General features: G+C 62.9%; 20 protein-coding genes. 10 read left to right on the top strand and 10 right to left on the bottom strand.

The genetic code is table 11. The features are described 5' to 3' along the window. Nucleotides 1-430 precede the first annotated feature (430 nt). Nucleotides 431-2,785 carry a CHAT domain-containing protein gene (locus AC20117_RS14880; protein WP_074699062.1) on the top strand — a complete coding sequence of 785 codons (2,355 nt, stop codon included), beginning with the start codon at nt 431-433 and terminating at the stop codon, nt 2,783-2,785. A gap of 33 nt (nt 2,786-2,818) precedes the next feature. Here the strand turns inward: AC20117_RS14880 and mfd are convergent, their stop codons facing one another. Continuing rightward, on the bottom strand, nt 2,819-6,391 hold the full coding sequence (gene mfd, locus AC20117_RS14875) for a transcription-repair coupling factor (protein WP_074699063.1): 3,573 nt from the start codon (nt 6,389-6,391) through the stop codon (nt 2,819-2,821). A gap of 501 nt (nt 6,392-6,892) precedes the next feature. Here mfd and AC20117_RS14870 point away from each other — a divergent pair. The 3 genes from AC20117_RS14870 to AC20117_RS14860 all read left to right on the top strand — a co-directional run bounded on the left by AC20117_RS14870 (nt 6,893) and on the right by AC20117_RS14860 (nt 9,602). Next, nucleotides 6,893-7,303, top strand: coding sequence for a hypothetical protein (locus tag AC20117_RS14870; protein ID WP_074699065.1), 411 nt, complete (start codon nt 6,893-6,895; stop codon nt 7,301-7,303). Nucleotides 7,304-7,335: 32 nt separating this feature from the next. Next, complete coding sequence (locus AC20117_RS14865; RefSeq protein ID WP_074699066.1) at nt 7,336-7,782, top strand: DUF5956 family protein; 447 nt, start codon at nt 7,336-7,338, stop codon at nt 7,780-7,782. Nucleotides 7,783-8,645: 863 nt separating this feature from the next. Further along, entirely contained in the window at nt 8,646-9,602 is a 957-nt protein-coding gene (locus AC20117_RS14860) for an NAD(P)-dependent alcohol dehydrogenase (RefSeq protein WP_074699067.1), read from the top strand. Between the two features lie 21 nt (nt 9,603-9,623). Here the strand turns inward: AC20117_RS14860 and AC20117_RS14855 are convergent, their stop codons facing one another. Beyond that, a complete protein-coding gene (locus tag AC20117_RS14855; protein WP_074699068.1) occupies nt 9,624-10,904 on the bottom strand; it encodes an IS256 family transposase in 1,281 nt (426 codons plus the stop codon). A 209-nt stretch (nt 10,905-11,113) separates the two neighbouring features. Here AC20117_RS14855 and AC20117_RS14850 point away from each other — a divergent pair, with 209 nt between their 5' ends. From AC20117_RS14850 to AC20117_RS14830, 5 genes are all read left to right on the top strand, one after another. Then, complete coding sequence (locus AC20117_RS14850) at nt 11,114-12,202, top strand: ABC transporter substrate-binding protein (protein WP_074699069.1); 1,089 nt, start codon at nt 11,114-11,116, stop codon at nt 12,200-12,202. Between the two features lie 79 nt (nt 12,203-12,281). Further along, a complete protein-coding gene (locus AC20117_RS14845; RefSeq protein WP_083339900.1) occupies nt 12,282-13,178 on the top strand; it encodes an ATP-binding cassette domain-containing protein in 897 nt (298 codons plus the stop codon). After that, a complete protein-coding gene (locus tag AC20117_RS14840) occupies nt 13,175-14,431 on the top strand; it encodes a sugar ABC transporter permease (RefSeq protein ID WP_074699070.1) in 1,257 nt (418 codons plus the stop codon). The genes AC20117_RS14845 and AC20117_RS14840 overlap by 4 nt, the downstream gene beginning before the upstream one ends. 19 nt (nt 14,432-14,450) lie before the next feature. Then, nucleotides 14,451-15,935, top strand: coding sequence for an FGGY-family carbohydrate kinase (locus AC20117_RS14835; protein WP_074699071.1), 1,485 nt, complete (start codon nt 14,451-14,453; stop codon nt 15,933-15,935). Between the two features lie 209 nt (nt 15,936-16,144). Beyond that, on the top strand, nt 16,145-17,542 hold the full coding sequence (locus tag AC20117_RS14830) for a hypothetical protein (RefSeq protein ID WP_074699072.1): 1,398 nt from the start codon (nt 16,145-16,147) through the stop codon (nt 17,540-17,542). A 22-nt stretch (nt 17,543-17,564) separates the two neighbouring features. Here the strand turns inward: AC20117_RS14830 and AC20117_RS14825 are convergent, their stop codons facing one another. Together AC20117_RS14825 and AC20117_RS14820 are read right to left on the bottom strand one after the other, a co-directional pair. Further along, the gene (locus AC20117_RS14825) at nt 17,565-18,581 is read right to left on the bottom strand and encodes a DUF808 domain-containing protein (RefSeq protein WP_074699073.1); all 1,017 of its coding nucleotides are present in this window, start codon (nt 18,579-18,581) and stop codon (nt 17,565-17,567) included. 159 nt (nt 18,582-18,740) lie between these two features. Then, nucleotides 18,741-19,397: a superoxide dismutase family protein gene (locus AC20117_RS14820; RefSeq protein WP_236777320.1), complete on the bottom strand. Its 657-nt coding sequence runs from the start codon at nt 19,395-19,397 to the stop codon at nt 18,741-18,743. 232 nt (nt 19,398-19,629) lie between these two features. Between AC20117_RS14820 and AC20117_RS14815 the strand changes: the two genes are divergently transcribed. Then, nucleotides 19,630-20,061, top strand: coding sequence for a YybH family protein (locus AC20117_RS14815; protein WP_074699074.1), 432 nt, complete (start codon nt 19,630-19,632; stop codon nt 20,059-20,061). Between the two features lie 8 nt (nt 20,062-20,069). Here the strand turns inward: AC20117_RS14815 and AC20117_RS14810 are convergent, their stop codons facing one another. From AC20117_RS14810 to AC20117_RS14790, 6 genes are all read right to left on the bottom strand, one after another. Beyond that, entirely contained in the window at nt 20,070-20,369 is a 300-nt protein-coding gene (locus AC20117_RS14810; protein ID WP_074699075.1) for a hypothetical protein, read from the bottom strand. A gap of 129 nt (nt 20,370-20,498) precedes the next feature. Further along, nucleotides 20,499-21,380, bottom strand: coding sequence for a serine/threonine-protein kinase (locus AC20117_RS14805; RefSeq protein WP_083339513.1), 882 nt, complete (start codon nt 21,378-21,380; stop codon nt 20,499-20,501). Beyond that, the gene (locus tag AC20117_RS23370; protein ID WP_139186720.1) at nt 21,377-21,724 is read right to left on the bottom strand and encodes a hypothetical protein; all 348 of its coding nucleotides are present in this window, start codon (nt 21,722-21,724) and stop codon (nt 21,377-21,379) included. The genes AC20117_RS14805 and AC20117_RS23370 overlap by 4 nt, the downstream gene beginning before the upstream one ends. A gap of 90 nt (nt 21,725-21,814) precedes the next feature. After that, on the bottom strand, nt 21,815-22,198 hold the full coding sequence (locus AC20117_RS14800; RefSeq protein WP_335644188.1) for a MarR family winged helix-turn-helix transcriptional regulator: 384 nt from the start codon (nt 22,196-22,198) through the stop codon (nt 21,815-21,817). 252 nt (nt 22,199-22,450) lie between these two features. Further along, entirely contained in the window at nt 22,451-22,789 is a 339-nt protein-coding gene (locus tag AC20117_RS23365) for a PepSY domain-containing protein (protein ID WP_158300473.1), read from the bottom strand. A 371-nt stretch (nt 22,790-23,160) separates the two neighbouring features. Continuing rightward, complete coding sequence (locus tag AC20117_RS14790) at nt 23,161-24,012, bottom strand: formate/nitrite transporter family protein (RefSeq protein ID WP_074699078.1); 852 nt, start codon at nt 24,010-24,012, stop codon at nt 23,161-23,163. Nucleotides 24,013-24,095 lie beyond the last annotated feature (83 nt).

Here is a 24,095-nt window from a genome sequence, read left to right as displayed (position 1 = left end):
ACAGCAGCCGCCTATCGGAACGGACATCCGTAGCACCACCGGGAACCCGCCACCGCGGGAGGGCTCGAAGTCAGCCACGGCTCTGGCTTCACCTACACCCAGCAGATCAATCCAACCACCGTCACCATTGGATGAATGGGAACTCCGCTGGCCCCCAACAAAGGCGACACCGACGACATCATCATGCGGCAGAACTATGCCAAGCCACGCCAGACAGAACATTGAATACCACCATCAGCGCCAGCGCAATGACGGTTATCCTCAATGAGCAGTGGTCGCGCCCGGCTCCCCAGACTCTTGGGAAAGTACGAAAGCACCGTCAGCCGTGTCCTCGCCCCGCTGTAGGACGGCCAATGAACTGCGCCCCCGTCCGTTAAGGCCATCGACCTTCACCACATCATAAGGGGCGCGGAGGATATATGCTGAACTAATGGGGGAAATGGAATCTTCGCTTCAGTCAATGTATAAAAACAATGTTCAGTCTGGCTTACTCGCCGACCAAACCTTTGTTGTTCTTACAGCCCACTTAGGTTACTTGTTTGGGTGGAGCGCTGGCTCTACCGCAGCCTGCATTGCAGCACTCTTGGCACAACACGAGAGCGTTGATGACCTGACCGCAGACTCTATATCTGAAATCTGGGGCAAGCTAGCCCTGCGTCCGTTTCAGCTAGAGAATCAATACAGTTTCACTACCGCTGCCGATTTGGTGCGGTGCTGGGGGCTGCTAGCCACGGCGAATGGCATCCCATTAGATGATCTTCCAACGGATTGGGATCGATCGCTTGAACACGCACTATTTGGCATGAATTGCGACCCGGAGAGCTCGCGTGCGGATGACCTACCGAAGGAAGTGCTAGAACTACTCGAGGGGCCACGGGTGGTTTACACAGACATCATGGCGAAGCCGAGTCATCCAACAATAGAGGGGCTTGAATGGCGAGACTCTCTTGCTGCAACACTTCCCCAAAGAATCATTATGCATACGAACGGCCTATTACCCACGTTGGAATTATACTTAGACAGCGCAGACATTGAATGGTTTAAAGACATTAGCTGGCGTCCCAACGATCTGTTTTTGACGGCGATATATCAAACTGAGATTATTGAGTTCGGCTTTGTTTGGGAATTCAATAATCGAAGGCGCACGTTCGTCGCCCCACTATATGGCAGCCATGGGAAATATAGTTTGGCGCTCGCGATGATTTTTGGCATGGTTAGAGTGGATTTATATGACACTTCAAAGTTTCCGATGCCCCACATTCTCTCGAGGTCTTTGTATGTATCTATCGACGCATGTCGAGAATTCTTCAACACTGGCAGTATGAAAAATACAATGACGAATGATATTTTAACTCCGATAAGTGAAGAATTCAACGCTATAGACAGAACCCGGCATGCGGACGCCATCGCTTCGTCACTCTTATTGCGTGAAGCTTTCCCTAGCGCAATCGTAGACAAGGATGCGTTAGCAAAGTTCGATTCGGACATTGATGACTGGCGCGCTTCACTGCGACTAGGACAAGCCATAGAAAGGCCGGTGCCACCCCCTGCCTCAAGTTCGGCCTACTGGCCGCCCCCTTGCCCTAGCGACTATCTGCATCCAGACGAGATCTTTCTGCATTTGGAGTATGACGCCCGGCGGTCGGAATTGAGTTTCATCTGGGTGGACGGCGAGAACAATTTCTTCGAGCATTACGAGGTCATCGGTCAAACTTTTCTCAACAATATAGGGAAACATCTAGAGCATCGGGAAAACGGTGAAAGAGCAAAAAATCCAAGCGTTGTCTCAGACGATGGTGAGTCGACGCTCCGGGACGTGTTGAGCAGCATCGCCTCGCCCTTGGAGAACTGGTGGAATGAAATATCATCGAAACCGCTGAAAATATGGTATTCACCGGGACGTCAATTATCCGGAGTACCTTTACATTTTCTCCTCAGCGCCATAAGTAAGGCTGAATGCTTACGTACACCGTCGCTGTTGCTGTCCGCTATGGTGGCCCAGGCCGTTCCACGCCGCTACGAGAAGAATTCCAATCTGCTAGACATCTTCGATTGCAGTGCCGGCGATACTCGCATCAGCAGTGCGACGAAAGAATGCCGGGCAATTAGAGACTGCTATCGCCTTTATCTCCCCAAACACACATCAGAGGAATTCCTCCAATCACAAGCTGACGTGATCCATGTATCTGCCCATGGCAAGGGATTCGGCAATCTCGCAGATAATCAGTTGCTTCTCGGTCCTTCGGGCGAAGAAACGGTTGACGTGATTGATATTCTGCGCTCTGAAGGAGTATCACAAGCCGAGCTGATCTTTCTCGACGTCTGCTCGGTCGGTAGTGCAAATAATGCACGGACTGCACTCCATGAGGGCCTGTCAGTCGCTGACGCGCTGCTATTGCGAGGAGCCTCCCATGTCGTAGCCGCCGAATGGCCAATTGGGGATCTTTATGGTGCCCTGTATTCCACCGCTTTCCATATGACATATACCCAAAACCATAGCGTCGCAGAGTCGCTTCACATTGTTCGCTCTTTCTTTCAAGAAACATTGGATTATCCCGACATGGAATGGCTGATAGATGGCATCCTGGAACGAACGTATGGCGACTGGCGGTCACAAATCGAGAAACTGTCCACCAAGCCGGACCACTTCGGGTATATAGCAGCCTTTGAGGTTCATGGACGTCCTCAACGTATTAAGGAGAAAGAGGAATCCTCTCCAGATCCTATTTCTTCACTTATTGCTTGGAATAGGAGAGCCTCGAAATATATTGACAGTACTCTTTAGTAAACAGGACGTGCTCTCACTTACTCTCAATAGCTACCCCTTAAACACTGCGTCGATGACGCCTTGGGCCCATTCGAGGACGGCTTGGTCGGAGAGGTCGCGGCCGCCGATGCGGGAGGTTTTGGGCTTGGGGATGAGGATGAAGTCGAGGTTGGGTTTGACTTGAGACCCCGGGTACATGCGGTTCAGGCGCATGGTCTTGGACTCGGGCAGGGATGCGGGGGCGAACTTGATGAAGTTGCCCTGCAGCGCCACGTCGGTCAGGCCGACTTCGCGGGCGCCAACCCTGAACCGGGCCACGGCGATAAGGTTCTGCACGGGCAAGGGCGGTTCGCCGTAGCGGTCGGTCAGTTCCTCGACCACCTCGTCGATGCCCTCCAGCGTCGTCGCTGAGGCAAGCTTGCGGTAGGCCTCCAGACGCAGCCGCTCCCCCGGGACGTAGTCGTGCGGGAGGTGGGCGTTGACGGGCAGCTCGATCTTCATTTCGGCGGCCTTCTCTTCGGCCTCGCCGCGGTAGTCCGCGACGGCCTCGCCGACCAGCCGGATGTAAAGGTCGAACCCGACGCCCTGGATGTGGCCGGATTGCTCGCCGCCCAAGAGGTTGCCGGCGCCGCGGATCTCGAGGTCCTTCAGGGCCAATTGCATGCCTGCGCCAAGCTCATTGTGGGAGGCCACGGCCTTGAGCCGCTCCAGCGCCACCTCGCCCAACGGCTTCTCCGCCGGGTAGAGGAAGTACGCGTAGGCCCGCTCGCGGCCACGGCCCACTCGGCCGCGCAGCTGGTGCAGCTGGGACAGGCCGTAGTTGTCCGCCCGGTCCACAATCAGCGTGTTGGCGTTGGAGATGTCCAGGCCGGTTTCGATGATGGTGGTGCAGACGAGCACGTCGAAGCGCTTTTCCCAGAAGTCCACGATAATCTGCTCGAGCTTGGATTCGCTCATCCGCCCGTGGGCCACTTCCACCCGCGCCTCGGGCACCAGCTCGCGGATGCGGGCGGCGGTCGCGTCGATCGAGGAGACGCGGTTGTGCACGAAGAACACTTGGCCTTCGCGCATCAGCTCGCGCCGGATGGCAGCAGAAGCCTGCTTGTCCGTGTACCCGCCCACGTAGGTCAGCACAGGGTGCCGCTCTTCCGGCGGCGTAGCCAAAGTGGAAGTCTCGCGGATGCCGGTAAGCGACATCTCCAAGGTGCGCGGAATCGGCGTCGCACTCATGGCCAGAACGTCCACGTTGGTGCGCATCTTTTTCAGCGCCTCCTTGTGCTCCACGCCGAAACGCTGTTCCTCGTCCACGATGACCAGGCCCAGATCCTTGAAGTCCACTTCCTTGGACAGCAGCCGGTGCGTGCCGATGATCACGTCCACCGCGCCGTTTTTCACGCCCTCGATGGTCTCCTTGGATTCCTTGGCGGTCTGGAAACGGGAGAGCGCCTTGACCCGGATGGGGAAACCGCTGAACCGCTCGGAGAAGGTCTCGTAGTGCTGCTGCGAGAGCAGGGTGGTGGGCACCAGCAGCGCCACCTGCTTGCCGTCCTGCACCGCCTTGAACGCGGCGCGCACGGCGATCTCGGTTTTGCCGTAGCCCACGTCGCCGGAGACCAGGCGGTCCATGGGGATCTCGCGCTCCATGTCCTGCTTGACCTCGTTGATGGTAGTCAGCTGGTCCGGCGTCTCGATGTACGGGAACGCCTCCTCCAGCTCGCGCTGCCAAGGGGTGTCCGGGGCGAAGGCATGCCCGCGCGAGGCCATCCGCGCCGAATACAGCCGGATGAGCTCACCGGCGATCTCCTTGACCGCCTTGCGCGCCTTGTTCTTGGTGTTGGCCCAGTCCGAGCCGCCCATCTTGGACAGCGCGGGCGCGTCGCCGCCGACGTAGCGGGTGACCTGGTCCAGCTGGTCCGTGGGCACAAACAGCCGGTCCCCCGGCGCCCCGCGCTTGGACGGCGCGTACTCCAGCACCAGGTATTCGCGCATGGTCTTGGTGGATCCGGCCCCGGAGGAGCGCTGCAGCAGCTCCACGAACTTGCCCACGCCGTGCTGCTCGTGCACCACGAAGTCCCCCGCAGTCAGCTGCAGGGGATCGACGGCGTTGCGGCGCTTCGAGGGCATCTTGCGCATGTCGCGGGTGCCGGCGGCCGAGGTCCGGCCGAGCAGGTCCGCCTCGGTGAGCAGACCGAGCTTCAACCCGTCGAAGACGAACCCCTTGCCCGCACTCGCCGTCGTAATTTCGATGATGCCCGGCTGCGGCTGGTCCTCGAGGGAGTCGACGCGGGTGGCGGGGATGTCATTGTCGTGGAAGAGCTCGGCCAGGCGCTGCGCGGGGCCGGGGCCTTCGGTGGCGACGACGACGCGCCACTGGTCGCGGACGCGGCCGCCGATGAACTCCATCATTTCCGCCACGTCGCCCTGGTAGCCGCGGGGCTCGCGCGCGCTGACGGTCAGCGAGTCCACGTCCAGCACGGTTTCATCGTCCGGGTTGAAGGAGGTGATGGACCACCAGGAGACCTTGCGGTCCAGGGCGGTGGTGCGGGTGTCCGCCAGGGAGCGGAAGCTCGCCTCGTCCAGGTCCCCCTGCAGCGCCAGGTCCAGCGGCGCGTCGCCGCCGTCGGACGCTGTGGCCCACGCCGCGGCGAGGAACTCCGCGTTGGTCGCTTCCAGATCGTGGGCGCGGGCGCGCACCTTTTCCGGCTCAATAACGACGGCGAGGGAGCCTTCCGGCAGCTCGCCCAGGAACGGAACCATGGCGTCCACCAGCACCGGGGCCAGCGACTCCATGCCCTCGACGGCAATGCCGCCTGCGATCTTCTCCAGCATGTCCGCCGCGGCCGGCATCTGGGACTTCAGCTTCGCGGCCCGGCTCATCACGTCCGGGGTGATCAGCAGCTCCCGGCACGGCGGGGCGTACAGCGCGCTGGGGTGCTTGACGTTCTCGCCCGAGAGACTGCGCTGGTCCGCCACCGCGAACCAGCGCATCTGGTCCACCTCGTCGCCGAAGAAGTCGATGCGCACCGGATGGTCCTCGGTGGGCGGGAAAACATCCAGGATGCCGCCGCGCACCGCGAACTCGCCCCGGTGCGTGACCATGTCCACCCGCGCGTAGGCGGCATCGGCCAGCTGCCGGACCACGGACTCGAAGGAGACCTCGTCCCCCACCTTCAGCGACACCGGCTTCAGCTCGCCCAGGCCCTTGACCAGCGGCTGCAGCACCGCGCGCACCGGAGCGATCACCACGCGGAGCGGGCTGGCGCCGTCGTCGTACTTGAGCCGGCGCAGCACGGACAGGCGCCGGCCCACCGTGTCCGAGCGCGGGGAAAGCCGCTCGTGCGGGAGCGTTTCCCAGCTGGGGAACTCCTCGATGGACTCGGCCGGCAGGTAGCAGCGCAGCGCCGTGGCCAGATCCTCGGTCTCGCGCCCGGTAGCGGTAACCGCAAGAACGACGCCGGATTCCTGCCCCTCGACCATCTCCGCCAGCAACGCCGCGCGCAGCCCGGGGGGCGCGCCGATCTGCAGATCCTCGCTGCGCTCCCCCGCCGGCCGGGACGCGTAGAGCCGTACCCGCTCGAAGGACTTATCTTCAGCGAGGGCGGTCCGCAGTCCGTTCAGGCTCATGGTCTTCTAATCCTTACTCTTCCCCGGCAGGGCGCAACACAAGTACCCGAAGTTCAGCAGAACTCCGGGGTCACGGGTAAAAGTTTACCGCCAACGACTGACGTTCTGAGCCGGGGAGGTTGGAGCTTGGACAGGGAATCAACAGTCTGGGCCTGGCCGGAATGCGGGCAGGCTCTTCCCAACGCTACCCGCACCCCGTTTAAGCACAACCTGAAGAGACAGCTGCGAATGGTCCAGGCAAGGGGCGTCAGGACCGTGCCGCCGCAGGAATGCGCTATCAGACAGTATTTGGCCAACACCCTCAAGGACAGCGTCTGCGCCAGCTCAGTATTTACTCAAAATTCGAGGTCAGCGCGAGCGGATAAATCGGATTCGATCCAGCCGTTCGATTTTCTTGGCGTCGAGCTCTCCACCTCCGCCCGGACTACCGTTATGCTCGGTCGTGGGGCCGCTTCCGCCGGCGGCCGCCCGTAGCTACGAATGCTAAGGGGGTTGGGGATAATGCGCGAAAAAGAAGTGTGGAACAGAGCCCTGGACTACGACTATGAGGGTCCGCGGTCTGAAGGGGACCAGGCCCTCTATGACCTGCTGATGCTGGACAACGTCGCCCAGAACGGAGGCCTGCTGCACGGGATCCAGGTTCTCGATGAGGATGAGCTCGCCGCCGCTGTGGCCGGCTACCGCTGGTTCGGGCTCGATGCCCTGGCCGACGGCATCCTATCGATCGCCGCTGATGCCGCAGACATCGATGCCGATGACCCTGATAGCGTGGACGCCCAAAGCGAACTGGAGGAGCGCGCGGACGAACTCTTCTTCGGCGAGCAAGGCAGCGACCTCCTGGGCCGGGCGTTCAACAAGAAGCTGGCCGATCAGCCGGACGCCTTCGCGGACCCGGCACCTGTCAGCGGGTAGCTCCAGCCGGCTGACGGGCTCGGATTCCCGCAATGAGTCCAACAAACTGGGACGAGGTCCCCGACGGCGCCCGCAACGGCGAGTGGGCCGAAGTACCCGAAAATGGCTGGGGCATGCTCGCCGCATGGGCAGCCGGCACCGAAAACGTTTGCAAGCTGCCCGCCGATGACACCGGCCGGGAAGTGCGGGTCACGCTTGAAACCGGCGGCGTCACCGAAACCCGAATGGAACCGTTCACGGTACATGACCGGCAGACCATCGACGAGAGTGTGGAGGACTATCTCCGGGACGCCGGCGTACCGGCACCCCCTCGCGGCTTCGTGTGGTTGATGCGGCTCCCGCCCGGCATCTCCTCGGAAGAGGCCCTGTCACGCGAAATCAACCGCGGCATCACGGCGGCCGCCCCTGGAGCCGTGAACCCGGCCGACATCGCATCGATCATGCTGCGGATCGTCGACGTGCTCTACGGGAGGGACTGAGCCGGGGCGTCCCCAGCGTCTGGAAAATTGGCTGCTGGCTCCCCTGCTAATGGTCACATCTGGAGGTCGGATTCGTTGCCGCAGAGCGGCTACTTTGGCCTGCGAATTAGCCCCTTGTGCACCGTGTTTTTGGCGCTTAACCTGATGCCAAGGGCAGGAGCTCGACATGGAAATTACTCTTTACGTTATCGTCCTCGTACTCACCTTCACCCCTTTTGTGGTGGTGATGCTCGGTCCCAATCTAAGGGAAGACAAACCTGTTACGAGACGCCATCGCTCCGCTTCCAGCATGCCGGCTTCCCACCGGACTAGGGAGAGAATACTCCCGGAAGGGGTTGGGCTCCCACTCCCCCTGCCGCCGTCGGGTGTCGGCGGAGGAGCACCAGCGCGGGTGCGGCCAGCCCGGCGGACTATACGACCCAGGTTCCACCGGCGTCCGAGAAGTCACGCGCCAGGAACGGGATGAAGTGCCCTCGCCAATTTTGCGGTTCAGGCGGGGGCGCCATCTCGATCATGCTCGAATGTGCCAGCCGGACTCAGGCAATAACGGGTGTCGAGCCGGAGCCTGCGGGTTGGGAAACGTAGGCTCCGGCTCGACCGGCCGTCCCTTCGGGAATCTTCGCTGCTGGGACGGCTATACCTAGTGTCCAGTCCATTCACCTGACCGGTAAGCCCCGGACGAAGGACACCTGCACCCCTAGTTTTCGGGATGGTTACGTTCGGCTGTCCCCCGCCGAAAGTCCCACCTGCGATTTCATAGCCGTGGTGCCTCCGCCGGGGTTAGCATATGCGTGTGCATGTGCCTTGAATCACATGTTCAAGCGGGACCCTTTCACCCAGTGACTGCTTCAAAGGAGTCGTAGATGGGCAATGCCGCCGCCGTGATGACCGGCTTGAACAGCATCGAGATTCAGGAACGCCCGACGCCGGATCCCGCTCCCGGTCAGGCCGTGATCCGTGTAGAAGCCGTAGGGGTCTGCGGCTCCGACGTCGCCTACTACCGCTACGGAAAGATCGGCCCGTTCGTCGTCGACGGCCCGTTCATCCTGGGCCACGAGGTTGCCGGCGAGGTGGTGGCCGTCGGCGAAGGAGTCGAAAATGTCCGCATTGGAGACCGGGTGGCAGTGGAACCGGGCACGCCGGACCGCAGCTGCGAAGAATGCCGCGCGGGACGCTACCATCTCTGCCCCAATCTGGAGTTCCTGGCCACCCCGCCCTACGACGGTGCACTGCTGCAATACCTGGCCATGGATGCCCGCTGCTACTTCCCGATCCCTGATTCGATGAGCTACGAGGACGGCGCGCTGATCGAGCCGCTGTCCGTGGGACTGTGGGGCTGCCAGCGGGCGAACCTCCAGGCCGGAGACGACGTGCTGATCACCGGCGTCGGACCGGTCGGCCTGCTCGCCGCCGAAGCTGCGCGGGCGCTCGGCGCGGGCAGCGTCACTTTGACGGACATCTCCGACTACCGGCTCGGTATCGCCGCCGACCATGGGTTCATGGTGGAGAAAAGCGACGCGTCGACCTCGCGGACCTTCGACGTACTGCTGGAATGCTCGGGTGCAAATGGCGTCCTCGCCTCCGCGCTGGGCCGGCTGCACGAGGCCGGGCGGGCCGCTGTCATCGGCATTGCCAAGACCGAAGAGGTGCCGCTGCCGCTGTCCATCCTCAATTGGAAAGAAATCACCATCTCCATGGTGAACCGGTACAACAACACCTGGCCCCTGGGCATCGCCCTGGTTTCGTCCGGCCGGATCAACCTGGAGGGCCTGGTGACGCACAGCTTTTCACTGCCGCAAACCGCGGGACTATCCCATTAACGGTGTATCCGGCGGTTTCCATTAGTAGCTTTCAGCGGTCGGGAACCGGTCGCTGAAGGTGATGGCAAACGCGTTCAAAGCAGGCTTCCAGCGCGCTGTCCATCGGGTTCTGCCGGTACCGGTCGGGTCAAGAGACCGGGTGACCAGATACAGGCACTTTAGCGCGGCCAGTTCGGTGGGGAAATGCCCGCGCGCTTTCACCGCCCGCCGATACCGGGCGTTCAGTGATTCGATCGCGTTGGTCGAGCAGATGATCCGCCGGATTTCCACGTCGTAATCAAGGAACGGGACGAACTCGTTCCATGCGTTCTCCCAGAGCCGGATGACCGCAGCGTAGCGTTCGCCCCAGCCTTCGGTGAACTCGTCGAAGGCAGCCCTGGCCGCGTCCGCGTTCACGGCCGTGTAGACGGGTTTGAGCTCGCGTTTCACGGCGTCCCAGTCCTTCTTCGAGACCATGCGGAAGGTGTTGCGGATCAAGTGGATGATGCACGTCTGCACGATGGTCAGCGGCCAGACATTGCCGACGACTTCGGGCAGGCCCTTGAGCCCGTCGCAGACAAGGAAGAACGTGTCCCTGACCCCGCGGTTACGGATATCGGTGAGCACGCTCATCCAGAACTTCGCGCCCTCGCCGCCGGTGCCGGCCCATAAGCCAAGGATTTCCTTCTCCCCGGCAAGGCTGACACCGATCGCGGCGTAGATCGGCCGGTTGGCGACCTGGCCGTCCCGGACCTTGACCATGATCGCGTCGATGAACACCGCGGCGTAAACCTCATCGAGCGGCCGGTTCTGCCAATCGGCCATTTCCTCGAGCACCTTGTCGGTGATCCTGGAAATGGTCTCCTTCGACACCGAGGCACCGTAGATCTCGGCGAAGTGGGCGCTGATCTCCCCGGTCGTCAGGCCCTTGGCGTAGAGCGAAAGAACGACCTCGTCGACCCCGTTCAGCCTGCGTTGGCGTTTCCTGACGATGACCGGCTCGAACGACCCGTCCCGGTCCCGCGGCACCTCGATCTCTACCGGGCCCGTCGTCTCGGTCAGCACCGTCTTGGACCGGGTCCCGTTGCGCGAGTTGCCGGTCTCCTTCGCCACGGCATCATGTTTTTCGTAGCCAAGATGCTCGGTCATCTCTTCATCGAGCGGAGTCTCGATGACCGTCTTGGTCAATTGCTTCAGCAGCCCGTCAGGACCGGTCAGCGACAGGCCCTGCTCCCTTGCCATCCGCACCAGCTCGCGGGCGGCCTCGGCCTCGGACATATCCCTCAGATTCTCACTGTTCGGCACAACCTCAAGTGTTGTCATGGCCGGCTCCTCCCCGCCGAGCAACCGCCCGGCGTGTCGAGCCGAATACACCGTTATTTACACAGTCCCCAAACCGCGGCCGCACTGGACAACACGTCCACCGAACCCGAATCGCTCAAGGCGATGATCTACCCCCAGCAGCTCTGACCGCGGGAGCCGGAATCACAACCAGCCGCAACGGGCACACCACCAGTACAAGAGGAGCACCGATGAAGAAGCACACACGGGGAATCCTGGGCCTCACCACTGCCCTGTTGCTGGCAGCCGGCATGACTGCCTGCGGTGGCGGTGGCGGCGGCGAAGGCCGCGGAGGCGGGAACGGCGGCGAGGCCGAGGGAAAGATCGCCTTCCTGATGCCGGACCGGGCCTCCACCCGCTATGAGCAGCAGGACAGCCCGTTGTTCAAGGCCAAGGTAGAAGAACTGTGCGGCGGGTGCGAGGTGCTCTACCAAAACGCGGACGGTGACGCGAACAAGCAGCAGCAGCAGGCCAACGCCATGATCACCCAGGGCGTCAAGGTCCTGGTTCTCGACCCGGTTGACAGCACCGCTGCCGCCTCACTGGTTAACACCGCGAAGGGCCAAGGCATCAAAGTCATCACCTACGACCGGCCTGTTCCGGATACCCCCGCCGACTTCTACGTCTCGTTCGACAATAAGAAGATCGGTTCGCTCATTGCCGAGGACCTGGTCAAGAAGCTGGATGCCGACGGCAAGGAGACCGGCGGGGTACTGATGGTCAACGGCTCGCCGACAGACCGGGCTGCACAGCTGATCAAGGAGGGTGCAAAGGAAGCCATCGATGCCAGCGAGCATCCGGTGCTGGCCTCCTATGACACTCCCGAATGGCAGCCGTCCAAGGCTCAGGACTGGGTGGCCGGCCAGATCACCCAGTTCGGTGAGGAGATCACCGGCGTCGTCGCCGCCAACGATGGCACGGCCGGTGGCGCGATCGCGGCGCTCAAGGCCGCAGGTGTCTCGCCGTTCCCGCCGGTCACCGGGAACGACGCGGAGGTTGCGGCGATCCAGCGGATCATCAGCGGCGACCAGTACAACACCATCTCCAAGCCGATCAAGATCGTCGCGGAAAAGTCGGCCGAAGTTGCAGTCCAACTACTGAACGGCGAAACGCCGGAACCGGACGCCACCCTCTTCGACACCCCGTCGGCGCTGTTCGTGCCAACGGTGGTCACCAAGGAGAACGTCAAGGAAGTGATTTTCGACGGCGGCATCTACGAGGCCTCGGAAGTCTGCACTGGCGAATATAAGAAGGGCTGCGACGAGCTCGGTATTGAGTAAGGACGTCACAGGGAAAGGGGAAGCCGTCGTGTCCACTGTCTCAGCGGAACGCCCGGAGGCAACCGCTCCGGTGCTGTCCATGCGGGGGGTCAGCAAGCACTTCGGTGCCGTGGCCGCCCTCACCGACATCGACCTGGATGTCCATGCCGGCGAAGTCGTCGCCCTTGTCGGGGACAACGGCGCCGGGAAGTCGACTCTGGTCAAGATTCTCGCGGGCGTGCATCCTCAGGACACCGGAACCGTGAACTTCGACGGCAAGGATGTCACCATCCACACGCCGGTGGATTCCATCCAGTTGGGCATTGCCACTGTGTTCCAGGACCTCGCCCTCTGTGACAACCTCAGCGTCGTCGACAACCTCTTCCTTGGCCGGGAGCTGGGGCCATGGCGGCTGAACGAAGTGGAGATGGAGGTCCAGTCCTGGAAACTGCTGCGCCAGCTCTCGGCCAAGATCCCCTCGGTCCGCATCGCCGTTGCTTCCCTGTCCGGCGGCCAGCGGCAGACCGTCGCCATCGCCCGGTCGCTGCTCGGCAGCCCCAAGCTCATCATCCTCGATGAGCCGACGGCTGCTCTCGGCGTGGCGCAGACAGCCGAAGTCCTGAATCTGGTCGAGCGGCTGCGCGAGAACGGCCTCGCGGTAATCATGATCAGCCACAATATGCAGGACGTTAAAGCGGTCGCCGACCGCGTCGCCGTGCTGCGCCTGGGGAAGAACAACGGCACGTTCCGTATGAAGGAAGTGTCTACCGATGAACTGATCGCCGCCATCACCGGCGCCACCGACAACGTCGTGACCCAGCGCGCCGCCCAAACCGGCGCCGCAGCCGCCGCCAACGCGGCGGGGACGGCAGGAACGGTGGGCGGGGCCGACCGGCTGGACGGACCAGGTGGAGGTTCGCTGCCGCCCGGCCAAGCCCCCGGAAGCCCCGGGCAACCAGGGTCCGGACCAGCACCGGAAGAAGGAGCCGCACCATGACAACCAATCCAACCAGTCCGGTCGTCCCGGTGGCCACCGATCTGCAGGATGAACGGCTGATCCGGACCGAGGGCTTCAAGGGCGCCGTCAAGGTCGGGATCAACCGGGTCCGCGGCGGCGACTTGGGCGTGCTGCCCATCGTCGTCGGACTGCTGGTTATCTGGAGCATTTTCCAGCTGCTCAACCCCTTCTTCCTCTCCAGCGCCAATCTGGTCAACCTCCTGTTGGAGAGCGCCGCCGTCGGAGTCATCGCGCTGGGCATCGTCTGCGTCCTGCTGGTCGGCGAGATTGATCTGTCCGTCGGCTCCGTCAGCGGCCTATCGGCCGCGATCGTCGGCGTCACCTTCATCAAGCAGGACTGGCCGATCGGGCTGGCGATCCTCACGGCGATGGCCGCCGGAGCTGCCATCGGCCTGGTCTATTCGCTGGTGTACACCAGGTTCGGGGTGCCGTCCTTCGTGATCACGCTGGCCGGCCTCCTCGGCTTCCTCGGCCTGCAACTGTTTGTGCTCGGCGTCGAGGGCACCATCAATCTGCCGTTCGATTCCTTCCTGGTCTGGTTCGGCCAGCAGGCGTTCGTGCCGGGATGGCTGTCCTACGTGCTGGCGGTCCTCGGTGTGGCAGGCTTCTTCCTCAGCCAGCTCACGCTCTCCCGCCAGCGCGTCAAGGCAGGACTGTCCGGGCGGCCGATGCGGCTGGTGGTGATCCAGACAGTCCTGCTGGCCGTGATCCTGCTCTTCGCGGTGTGGTACCTGAACCAGGCACGCGGCGTCGGTTGGATGTTCGTCTTCTTCGCAGCCCTGGTGCTGGTGATGCACTACGCCTTCACCCGGACCCGGTGGGGCCGCTCCGTCTATGCCGTCGGCGGCAACCGGGAAGCTGCGCGGCGGGCCGGCATCAGCGTCAACCGCATCTACGTGTCCATCTTCGTTCTGTGCTCGACGTTCGCGGCCGTCGGCGGCATGCTGGCTGCCGGCCGGCTGGCAGCCTCCGCGCAGAGCAGCGGCACCGGCGACGTGAACCTGAATGCCATCGCCGCCGCGGTGATCGGCGGGACCAGCCTGTTCGGCGGCCGCGGCTCCGCGTTCTCCGCCCTTCTGGGCATCCTGGTGATCCAGTCCATCTCCAGTGGCCTCACCCTGCTCAACCTTGAATCCTCCTTCCGTTACATGATCACCGGCTTGGTACTGCTGCTCGCCGTGATCCTCGACGCCGTCTCACGCAAGTCCCGCACCTCGCACGGCCGCGCCTAGCGGTCAGCCGTTGAGTGACATGTTTCTGGGCATCGATATCGGTACAGGCAGCAGCAAGGCGGTACTGGCGGACGACGTGGGCCGGGTTCTGGACAGCGCAACGGTCACGCATGACGTCGACTACCCGCGGCCCGGGTGGGCCGAATTCGACGCCGAAGGCGGGGCCTGGGCGGAGGTGGTCCGGCTGTGCCGGGAGCTTCTCTCCAGGAACGACGCCGGGGCTGTCGCCGGCATGTGCGTCAGCGCGATGGGTCCCAGCCTGGTCGTCACGGACGGAAACCTGGCCCCGCTGCGCCCGGCGATCCTGTACGGAATAGACGCGCGGGCCGTCGTCGAAATCCGCGAGCTCACGGAGGAGTTCGGTGCCGAGGCGATCTTTCGTGATGCCGGGAAGGTCCTGTCGTCGCAGGCCGTGGGACCGAAGATCCGTTGGCTGCGCAACCGGGAACCGGAGGTCTTCGCCCGTGCGCGGAACTGGCACAGCCTGAACTCCTTCATCCTGGCGAAGCTCACGGGAGAGCTGGTTCTGGACCACCACACTGCCAGCCAGTGCGATCCGCTGTACGACCTCCGGGCCAATCGGTGGCATCCGGAACGGTACGACGCCGTCGCCGGTCACCTGCCGAAACCCCGGCTGGTTTGGCCAGCCGAAGTAGGCGGCCGCATCCACCGTCAGGCAGCCGAGGCGACAGGGCTTCCGGAAGGCCTGCCGGTCTGCGCAGGCACGGTGGATGCCTGGGCCGAGGCGTTCAGCGCCGGCGTCCGGCAACCGGGCGACCTCATGCTGATGTACGGGTCCACCATGTTCTTCGTCCAGGTCCTCGGGGAGTTCCGCGCCGAACCCAAGCTCTGGACCACGGCCGGGGTGGACCCGGGGTCTTTGACATTGGCCGCGGGCATGTCGACGTCGGGAAGCCTGACCACCTGGCTGCAGCGGCTTTTCGGCGACGTCCCCTTCGAGCAGCTCGTCACCGAGGCAGCCGCAGTGCAACCTGGATCCGACGGACTACTGCTGCTGCCCTACTTTGCCGGCGAACGCACGCCTGTTTTCGATCCCGATGCCCGCGGCCTGATTACCGGGCTGTCCCTGCGCCACACTCGCGGCCATCTGTTCCGTGCCGCCTACGAAGGGATCGGCTTCGGCATCCGGCAGATTCTGGAGTACCTGGAGAACGCTGGCGAACCGATCCGGCGCGTCGCGGCCGTCGGCGGCGGCACCAAGGCCAGACTGTGGACGGAGATCGTCAGCAACATCACCGGACGCGAACAACTGGTCCCGGAACAGACCATCGGTGCCAGCTACGGGGACGCACTGCTCGCCGCCATCGGCACCGGGGCTGTGCCTGCCGGGACCGACTGGGCCAGGACGGTGGCCACGGTGAAGCCGGATCCGGCGACCGCCCCGCTCTACGAAAAGCTGTACGCCACCTACGAACTCCTTTACCCGTCGAACCGTGAGCACATGCACGTGCTCGCCGCCCTGCAGGAGCCCGCGGTCGAGTAGGCGGTCCAGACCGTGGAAAGCCTAACCCCGGGCATGTGCAGAATACGGGTAAACACCTCCTCGCACCGTCTCAACAACCCCTGCTGTACCACTGGTTCCACTTTTCCTGCCACAGCTGCCTGTCCCGTTGACCGCGACCGCCGCCGCTGGGAGCATGTGTGCCATCGCACCGCCCTACGCGTGCGGTGCCCTCGGGAAAGGGACGTCCTATGAAATCCCGCTTTGCGCTCAAAATTGCCGGAGTAGGTCTGATCCCCCTGGCCGCGCTCACCGCTTGCACCGGCGATTCCGACACCGACGCCAGCCGGCCGCCGGCGGACTCACCAGCAGCGACGGCCACAGCCCCACTACCCGCGACCCCCGGCGCCCGGCACTCCTCCTACGGGGAGCCGCTGCTGGTCCGACCAAGCGTCCCCAGGGAATGGTTCGGTGGACCGGGTTGGATTGAGCCCGGCCAGTTCGCCATCGCATACGGCCTCCCGTCTGCGATGGCCGTGCACGCGCAAGAGGAAAGCGGCATCCACCGCCTCACCACCTATGGCTCAGACGGAATTGTCATTGACCGCACGGAAGACCCCACGGAGTTCACACCGGACCCGGAAGACCCTTCCAGCGGCGTCCTCTTCGTCCACCACACTGACGGAAACCAGTACCTTATCCATTGGCAGAGCAGTACCGAGGCCCCGACCAGCGGGCAAGGTTCGGAGCCACCGGTCTCGGCACCTTCCATAGGCGAAACCGGCACAGCCCAAGAAGGCGGCGATGACGACGAGGACGAAGGGCCGCGCAAATCCGTCATTACCGTGTTCGATTTGGAGACCGCAGAGGCGACGCTGCGCACCTTCCACGACGGTGGGGCTTTGGACCGGAAGCTCAGCGCCCTGGTTAGCATCACCGGGGACGACGTGCAGGTCTTCGATCCGACCACTGGGGAATTCGCGCCTCCTCCCCCGCCGCAGAACACGGAAGTTGACGACTCCTTCGCGGCCGAGACCGTATGGATGGGACGTATGTACGGGACCGACATCTACTCGCGGGAGCAGTCCGAGGTGGTTCCGGCCGGGGTGTCCGGCGGCGACTGGGAGCTCGACGGTTACTTCGTCGAGGCGACTGACTCCTCCGCCGGTCCATTCCTCTCTGTCCGCGAGGGCAGCGGCTTCGGCGCCGATCCCAACCCGCCGCTCCGAGTGCCGGGAGCCTGCCGGATTCTCGACGTGCGCACCGGGGAGTTGCTGGAACTCTCCGAACGAATGACCGGGGCCTGTGTGCGTGGCTCCTTCGATCAGTCGTACCACGGCTCCTTCATCGCGGCCGACCCCGAGAATGAGATGGCGATCATCTCCGAGGACGGTACGGAACTGGCCATCGAACAAAACGAGACAGCCTTCCGCGTATGGACACTCGCGTCGGACGGCCTCGTCTACGGCACCATGAGCGAGCGGGGCATTGATTTCATGGCCGTTTACGACCCAGCAAAAGGCGGCGACCCACAGCTACGGGAGGACGACGGTGTCGTCCTGATCCCGCGCGAGGTCTCGGGCAACGGAATCGCGCACTTCTCCACCAGCAGCACGGGCGACATGTTCATGCTGAAGCGGGAACGTTGAGCGGGGGCCCTCTTCCCGCGTGTTATTTTCCGGCGTCGCGTTCCGGCGGCCGGTAGCCGGCGACAGCGGCGCGGATGTCACCCTCTTCGTGCCCGCCCTTCTTCTTGCCGAACGGCAGCAACTTCACCAGCGGGTGCACGATGGCCATGACGACGAGGCCCCAGGCAAGCCCGAGCACGGCCGAGCACAGGGTGTTTACGAGCCAGGCCAGGAAGCCGCCGACCACCGCGATCCCGGCGAACGGGTGCTCGAGGACGTGGACCAAGTCGTACGGAGCGTGCCAGCCGAGGTCGTACGCGCCTTGGAGCATGATGTGCCCGCCCACCCAAAGCATGGCGATCGTCCCGACGAAGGTGATCGCGGCCAGCACTGCCGGCATGCCCTTCACAAGCATGCCGCCAAAGCGTTTCGAACCCGCGGAGTTCCTGGTGGTCAGGTGCAGGCCGATGTCGTCCATCTTGACGATGAGCCCGACGGCACCGTACACAAGCACGGTGATCGCGATCGCCACGACAACCAGGATGAACGCCCGGACCCACAGGGACTGGTCGGCCACCTCGTTCATCGAGATGACCATGATCTCGCAGGACAGGATGAAGTCGGTGGTGATCGCGCCCTTGGTGACCTTGGCCTCCGCTTCCGGTCCCTGTTCGACCGCCGGCGCGTGTTCGGCCTCATGGTGGCCGCGGACCTTGTGCCAGACCTTCTCGGCACCCTCGTAGCAGAGGTAGGTGCCGCCCAGCATGAGGATGAACGGGATGGCCCACGGGATGAAGGCGCTGATGAGCAGCAGCGCCGGCAGGATGATCAACAGCTTGTTCCGGAGCGAGCCCCAGAAGATCCGCTTGATCATCGGCAGTTCGCGGGACGGGTCCGCCCCGGATACGTATTGCGGGGTGACCGCCGCGTCGTCGATCACCACGCCGGCGGCCTTGGTCCCGGCCCTGGCAGCCCCGGCTGCGACATCGTCCACCGAGGCCGCCGCTATACGGGCCAGGGCTGCGACGTCGTCCAGCAGGGCGACGAGACCGCCGCTCACAGCTCGCCCCCGCACTGCACGACGGCGGACTCCTGGGCGTAGAGGACACGGTTGAGGCACCTGATCAGCATGCTTTGAGTATATGACGACGGCGAAGCCCGCTGGCCCGTTCCTCGGTATTCCCGCCCTTGGAGATCCCCGATACGTTCGTGCTGTGGGCTAACGGATAGTGATACAGGCGAGGCGGTCTCCTGCTTCACCCGCTTCGCCTTCCTCCATACCGGTATGCGTGGCGTGGATGACAACAGAGCGGCCTTCGCCCTCGCGGAACTGCCAGCCGACGGTGCTTTCGACTTCGGCGTTACCTTCGGCATCGGTGATGAAGTCCAGCCATATTTCGTTCTTCGGGTTGGCGTAGACCGGGTCCGTCGACGCTACGACGTCCTGACCCTGTGTCGCAGGATCCTGCTGATCCTGATAGTGCGGACCGGCATCATCGGGATCGGAGCCACACGCAGCGACATGAACATGTGAACCGAATTCCGATTCGGGTTCAAGCCCCTTCACCGACAAGGTCACTGTGGTTTCAGCACCGTCCTCATTGACCTTGACCTCGGCGGAGCTGCCCTCAGGTACACGCTCATCATAGGTAACGGCAGTGGCACCCTCAGCGTAGGGAGCGAACTCGCCGGAACCCAGCTCGCCTGTAGGTTCTGGAACCTGGCTTTCCGTCGCAGGCGTTGGGTTCCCCGTCGCTTCTTCAGTAGGTCCGGGCGCCGGTTCATCCCCGGTGCCTTCCGGAGAGCCGGCGCAAGCGGTCAGGCTCAGGACGAGGGTGGCGAGGGCGGTCGGAACGATAGTGTGCAGAGGTTTCACGATGCAATCCTCCATGCCGTGGAATGGTCCGATGTAGCTGAGCTAGAGACACTTTCGTTTTTTCAGGTTGGCACGGCCGGCACCGAAGCACCAGAGAGAACAACGTTTTGGCAGTGCCACCCCCACTTGGTTCCCCCGGAATGGTGGACACACTTCGCATATGGTGCCAGTATGTATCCACGCTTCAGCTGTCTCAGGTGAAGTCGGACTGAAGCCGGAGGCTGGAGGAGCAATGTCTGGATCCGATTTCGATACCGCCGTAGAGCAGTACCATCAGGCCGTCAACGCGCTCATCACGGGAGACCCATCCCGTCAGAAGCTCATCTGGTCCAGGCAACCTGACGTCACGCTGGCGAACCCCTTCGGACCGCCTATTCGTGGTTGGAGCGAAGTCGAGAAGGTGATGGACCGGGCAGCTTCCCATCTGCGGAATGGAGAGCCCAATCGCTCTGAACGCATTTCCGGACACGTTGGGTCGGATCTTGCCTACATCGTCGAGATCGAACGGACGAGGGTGAAGGTCGGCGAATCCGATACGTTGTCGCCCGTCTCGCTTCGGGTAACAACGATATTCCGGCTAGAGGAAGGTCAGTGGAAGGTCATCCATCGGCACGCGGATCCAATAACTTCCCCTCAGCCATTTGAGTCCATTATCGAAAAGTAGCGACTAAGTTACCAAGCCACGGTCGTATTCTCTACAATCTCGACAATTCTGGTTTCGGGAGTCCCCACCAGGGCCGGCGCAGCTGCGCCGCCCGAACTCCAGACCTCTTCCTCAAGCCTGGCCAGGAACATTACTGCGGCCTCCTGGGTCTCGAAGTCCAGCTCGATCATGACGTAATCGTCGCCCACCGGCCGGTAGATCCGGAAGGAACGGACGCCGGAGCCGGCCCGGTCGAGCGGGTCGCTGTCGAATGCCTGCCGCCACATCGAAAAGTCCCGTACCTGATGCTCGATCTGCAGGGAATACATGGGATTCGTCCCTTCTCTTCAGCATTGCTGCCACCATGGACCCGGAGCGTGCCTGGTGATCCCTATTTTCCGCCGTCCGGTTAGCTCATACCAGACTGGACTGCGTCGTTCGACGCAGTCCAGGGAGCGTCAGCGGTTGATCCGGTGGAGCATTCGGAGTGCTTGACGGGCGGTCGGCCTCTCTGCTGGCCGCAGGTCCGTCATGGCTTGCAGCAGTACTATCCATCTGCGGCCCAGGGTGTACGGTATGCGGGGTTTGTTGAGTGCGCGGGCGACCATCGTCTCCACGGGAGTTCCCGGGAAGGGCTTTACACCTGTGAGGCACTCAAGAGCGACCAGACCCAAAGCATAGATATCGCTTGCTTCGGTAGCTTGAGCGCCGTGGACCTCCTCGGGACTCATGTAGTGGGCGGTGCCGGAGAGGGAAGCCAGCGGTGCATGCCGTCGGCTGGTGGCGATGCCAAAGTCGGTGAGCTTGGCGACGGCGCCCCTGCGCTCGTTCGCGAGCGATGGGATGAGGATGTTTGCCGGCTTTATGTCGTTGTGAACAATACCTTTGCGGTGAACATGCGAAAGCGCGTGCAGGATGGAAGCCATCCATGCCGCCGTCATAGCAGGATCTGCGGGACCCTTTTGCAGCAGGTGTCGAAGGTTCCGGCCCTCCACGTACTCCATCACCATGAATGCCTGTTCGGTGGCGCCGGCCGCCGCTGGCATCCGGCCGTAGTCGGTCATGGGCACGATGGCCCAGTGGTTCAGCCGCCGGTGGATACTGACTTCCCGATGGAACCGCTCGCCCGAGTGCACGGCGTCGGTTCGGAAAATCTTGACGGCCACGGTGCGTCCCGTGTGCGTGTCCAAAGCCTTGCGGACCGCGCCTTCAGAGCCATAGCCCAAGAGCGGCCCCAACCGGTAGCGCCGGCCGGCTGGATAGGAGTCTTCCCACGCCGGCCCGTCGGCTGTCGGCTTGAGCACCTCTTCAGGGCCGGCTGTGATGACCGGCGGGGTCATTTCAGCACGTCTTCAAGCTCGGATTCCGTCATGTCGGCCGCCAGGCAGAGCGCGGACACAGCCGCTCCGGCGGCGGCAGCATTCCGGATCGCTTCAACGAGCGCCAACTGCGCCGCATCGAGTTCCCACTGCAAGCTTTCCTGCCTGGCTGCGGCCAGTCGAACCGCGCCCAGTGCATCAGCTACTCGGCTCGAGCTCGGCGCACAATGATGCACAGGGGGCGAGAGCACAGCCGCCGCGTCGCCCGTCCAAGGAAACATGTCGGCTGGCTGCAAAGAAAACGCGGAGCCGTGCAGGTAACCTTCCCATCCGGTTGCGTCGGGGGCATCAACTACTTGCGTCACAGCGAACTCCTCAGACTACTGATAATTCGGATAAAAAGTATCTCGCCTGACTAGTTATATGACGGTTTAGCGGTTAAGTCCACATGGCGCTCAATCCTGGTTCGTGGGATCAATGGCGTCCACGGTGCCGCGCATACGCTGCAGGAAGTCTGCAACGGTCTTGGAGTCTTCCGGCGAAAGTGATGAGGCGATCTCCGCCATCCTGCGGTGCGTGAGGTCCATCAACCCCCGCACTTCCTTGCTCGAACCCGGTGCCGGTCGCAGCAGCAGCGCCCTTCGGTCCGAGGGATGCGGCTCCCGGCTGACGTGCCCGCTCTTGACGAGCCGATCAATGAGCGCAGTCATGGACGCAGAAGTAACGCCGAGTTTCTGGCCCAGTTCCTTCGGTCCGATCGGCCTGTTCGCCGCATCGGCTTCGATCACGTACCGCAGGGCAAGCAGGTCTGTTTCCCCCAAATTCATGGACCCGCGCATGCGGCGCCTCATGGCGACTTCAGACGCCCCATAATCACTCAAGGCATTCAACAGGCCCGAACCCGCTGGCCGCTGCTCTATGTCGTCTGCTTTTCTCAGGCCGTCTTGGGCCGCTTCGTCTTGCATAAAGCTGATCCTTCGATGGACATATATCTTGCTTGTCTAGCTATTGAATATAGCGTCGCAGCAAAGGCATGTCCACGTCCGACACCAGCTGCCATGCTTGGTGTCGCACACCTAGCAAGATCTCTCTTAGCGGAGCTGCTCCCCGCTGACGGCATCAATGAGCACTTCTGTGAGGGTACCGCCCTCGGACCTGATTTCAACCTCCCATACGGGCTTGTCGTTCTCGTCCTCCAGCGAGGCTTCCTCGAGGTCGCCGACGGCGGCTTGTTGCGCGGTCTCGATCGCCTCGGCTAATGAAACCGTCGCAGATTCGACAGCGCGCCGGTCTTCCTCGTCGGCGGGCCCCTTGTCCCGTTGATCCAGTACTTCGCTGCCGTCCGCTAGCACCAGCACTTCATGCTCGGTGCCACCGCTGATGAGCTCGACTTCCCAGCCCTGCCGATCGTCGCTGTAGTCAACGTCCACAGCGGCGCTGCCACGCACGGCCGTTACCGCAGTTTCGACGGCGGCGCGACCGTTGGCATCTCCGGTTGGCGGAGTGCCTGTCGCTCCCCCGGCCCTCGGACTCGTTTGCCCCGGAGCCGCGCTCGTCGCCGCGCCCGGTGACGTCGCCGCAGGGGACGGACTGGTCGTCTCCGGAGCCACCTGTGTTTGCGTGCCTTCACCTGTGGTCGCGGGCCCATCTTCCGCGCCATCGCACCCTGTCGCGGCCAAGGTTACGCCCGCAGCAACCGAAAGGATAGGAAGCATTCTGAGCTTTTTCATGGCTTCATTGTCCGTTGGATCGTACCCGCCGTCGAGGGGGAAGAACGACGGCGGCAACCCTTCACCGCAACCTATCCGGAGTGGTGCGCGGCCTCAGGGTTCTCCGGTGCGTCTTCGCGGCGTTCCTTCACCAGCTTGCTTGCGCTCACCAGCCGCAGCGCGGTCACCAGCAGGATCCCGCCAAGCACGTTGAAGACCACCACATAGGAAAACCAGCCGAGCCACTCAAGGTAGTTGATGTCAGCTCCCGCGTGGATGGCGCCGAAGATCAGCAGCGAGTCCAGGATCGAGTGGAAGAGCTGCATCCCGTAGAGCAGGAAAGCGCCGACGACAGCGGCCGCGATCTTGCCGGTGACGCTGTCCGTTCCGTGCTGCATGCGGGTCATCAGCGTGATGGTGCTCCCCGCCAGCACGGCAAGACATACGGTTTGCCAGTTGAACCCGGCGTCGAGAAAGTGGTTGGCTTCCTTCGTGATGGTCTCGCTCCACTGCGGGAATGCCGTCATGATCAACGCCATGAACAGCCAACCGCCTACCAGGTTGGCAATGAGTGTCCCACCCCAGAGCTTCCCGAGCTGCGCGTAGCTTGCCTCCCGTGCGACGACGGCCGCGATGGGCACCAGGAAGCCCTCAGTGAACAGCTCGCTCTTGGCCAGTAGGAGGGCGATGAGGCCTGCACTGAATGCCAGTCCCGCGAGAAGGTGGTTCTCGGTCTCATGGAGAACACCGAGGTAGGCCATAATGCCGATGCCTATCTCAAACCCACCGAACAAGCCGGTGATGAGCACGTCCCGAAAGGAGCGGTTCAGCCGCTGCGCGCCTTCCTCAACCGTGCGGTCGAAGGATTCCTCCACCTCCTCCTCAACCGGGCCTGAATTGTCGCCAAGTTCCCGCCGACGTGCATCGCCTTCGGTGTCGCTCATTCGTGCCGCCTATCCGCTGAAAGTGTGTGGTCAGTCTACTGTTCCAAGATTTACGACGACGGCGGCGCGTCCTCCCTCCCGCC

Source organism: Arthrobacter crystallopoietes (assembly GCF_002849715.1).
GTDB lineage: Bacteria > Actinomycetota > Actinomycetes > Actinomycetales > Micrococcaceae > Crystallibacter > Crystallibacter crystallopoietes.
The sequence above is the reverse complement of the archived record's forward strand: the minus strand, read 5'-3'. Positions and strand labels throughout refer to the sequence as shown.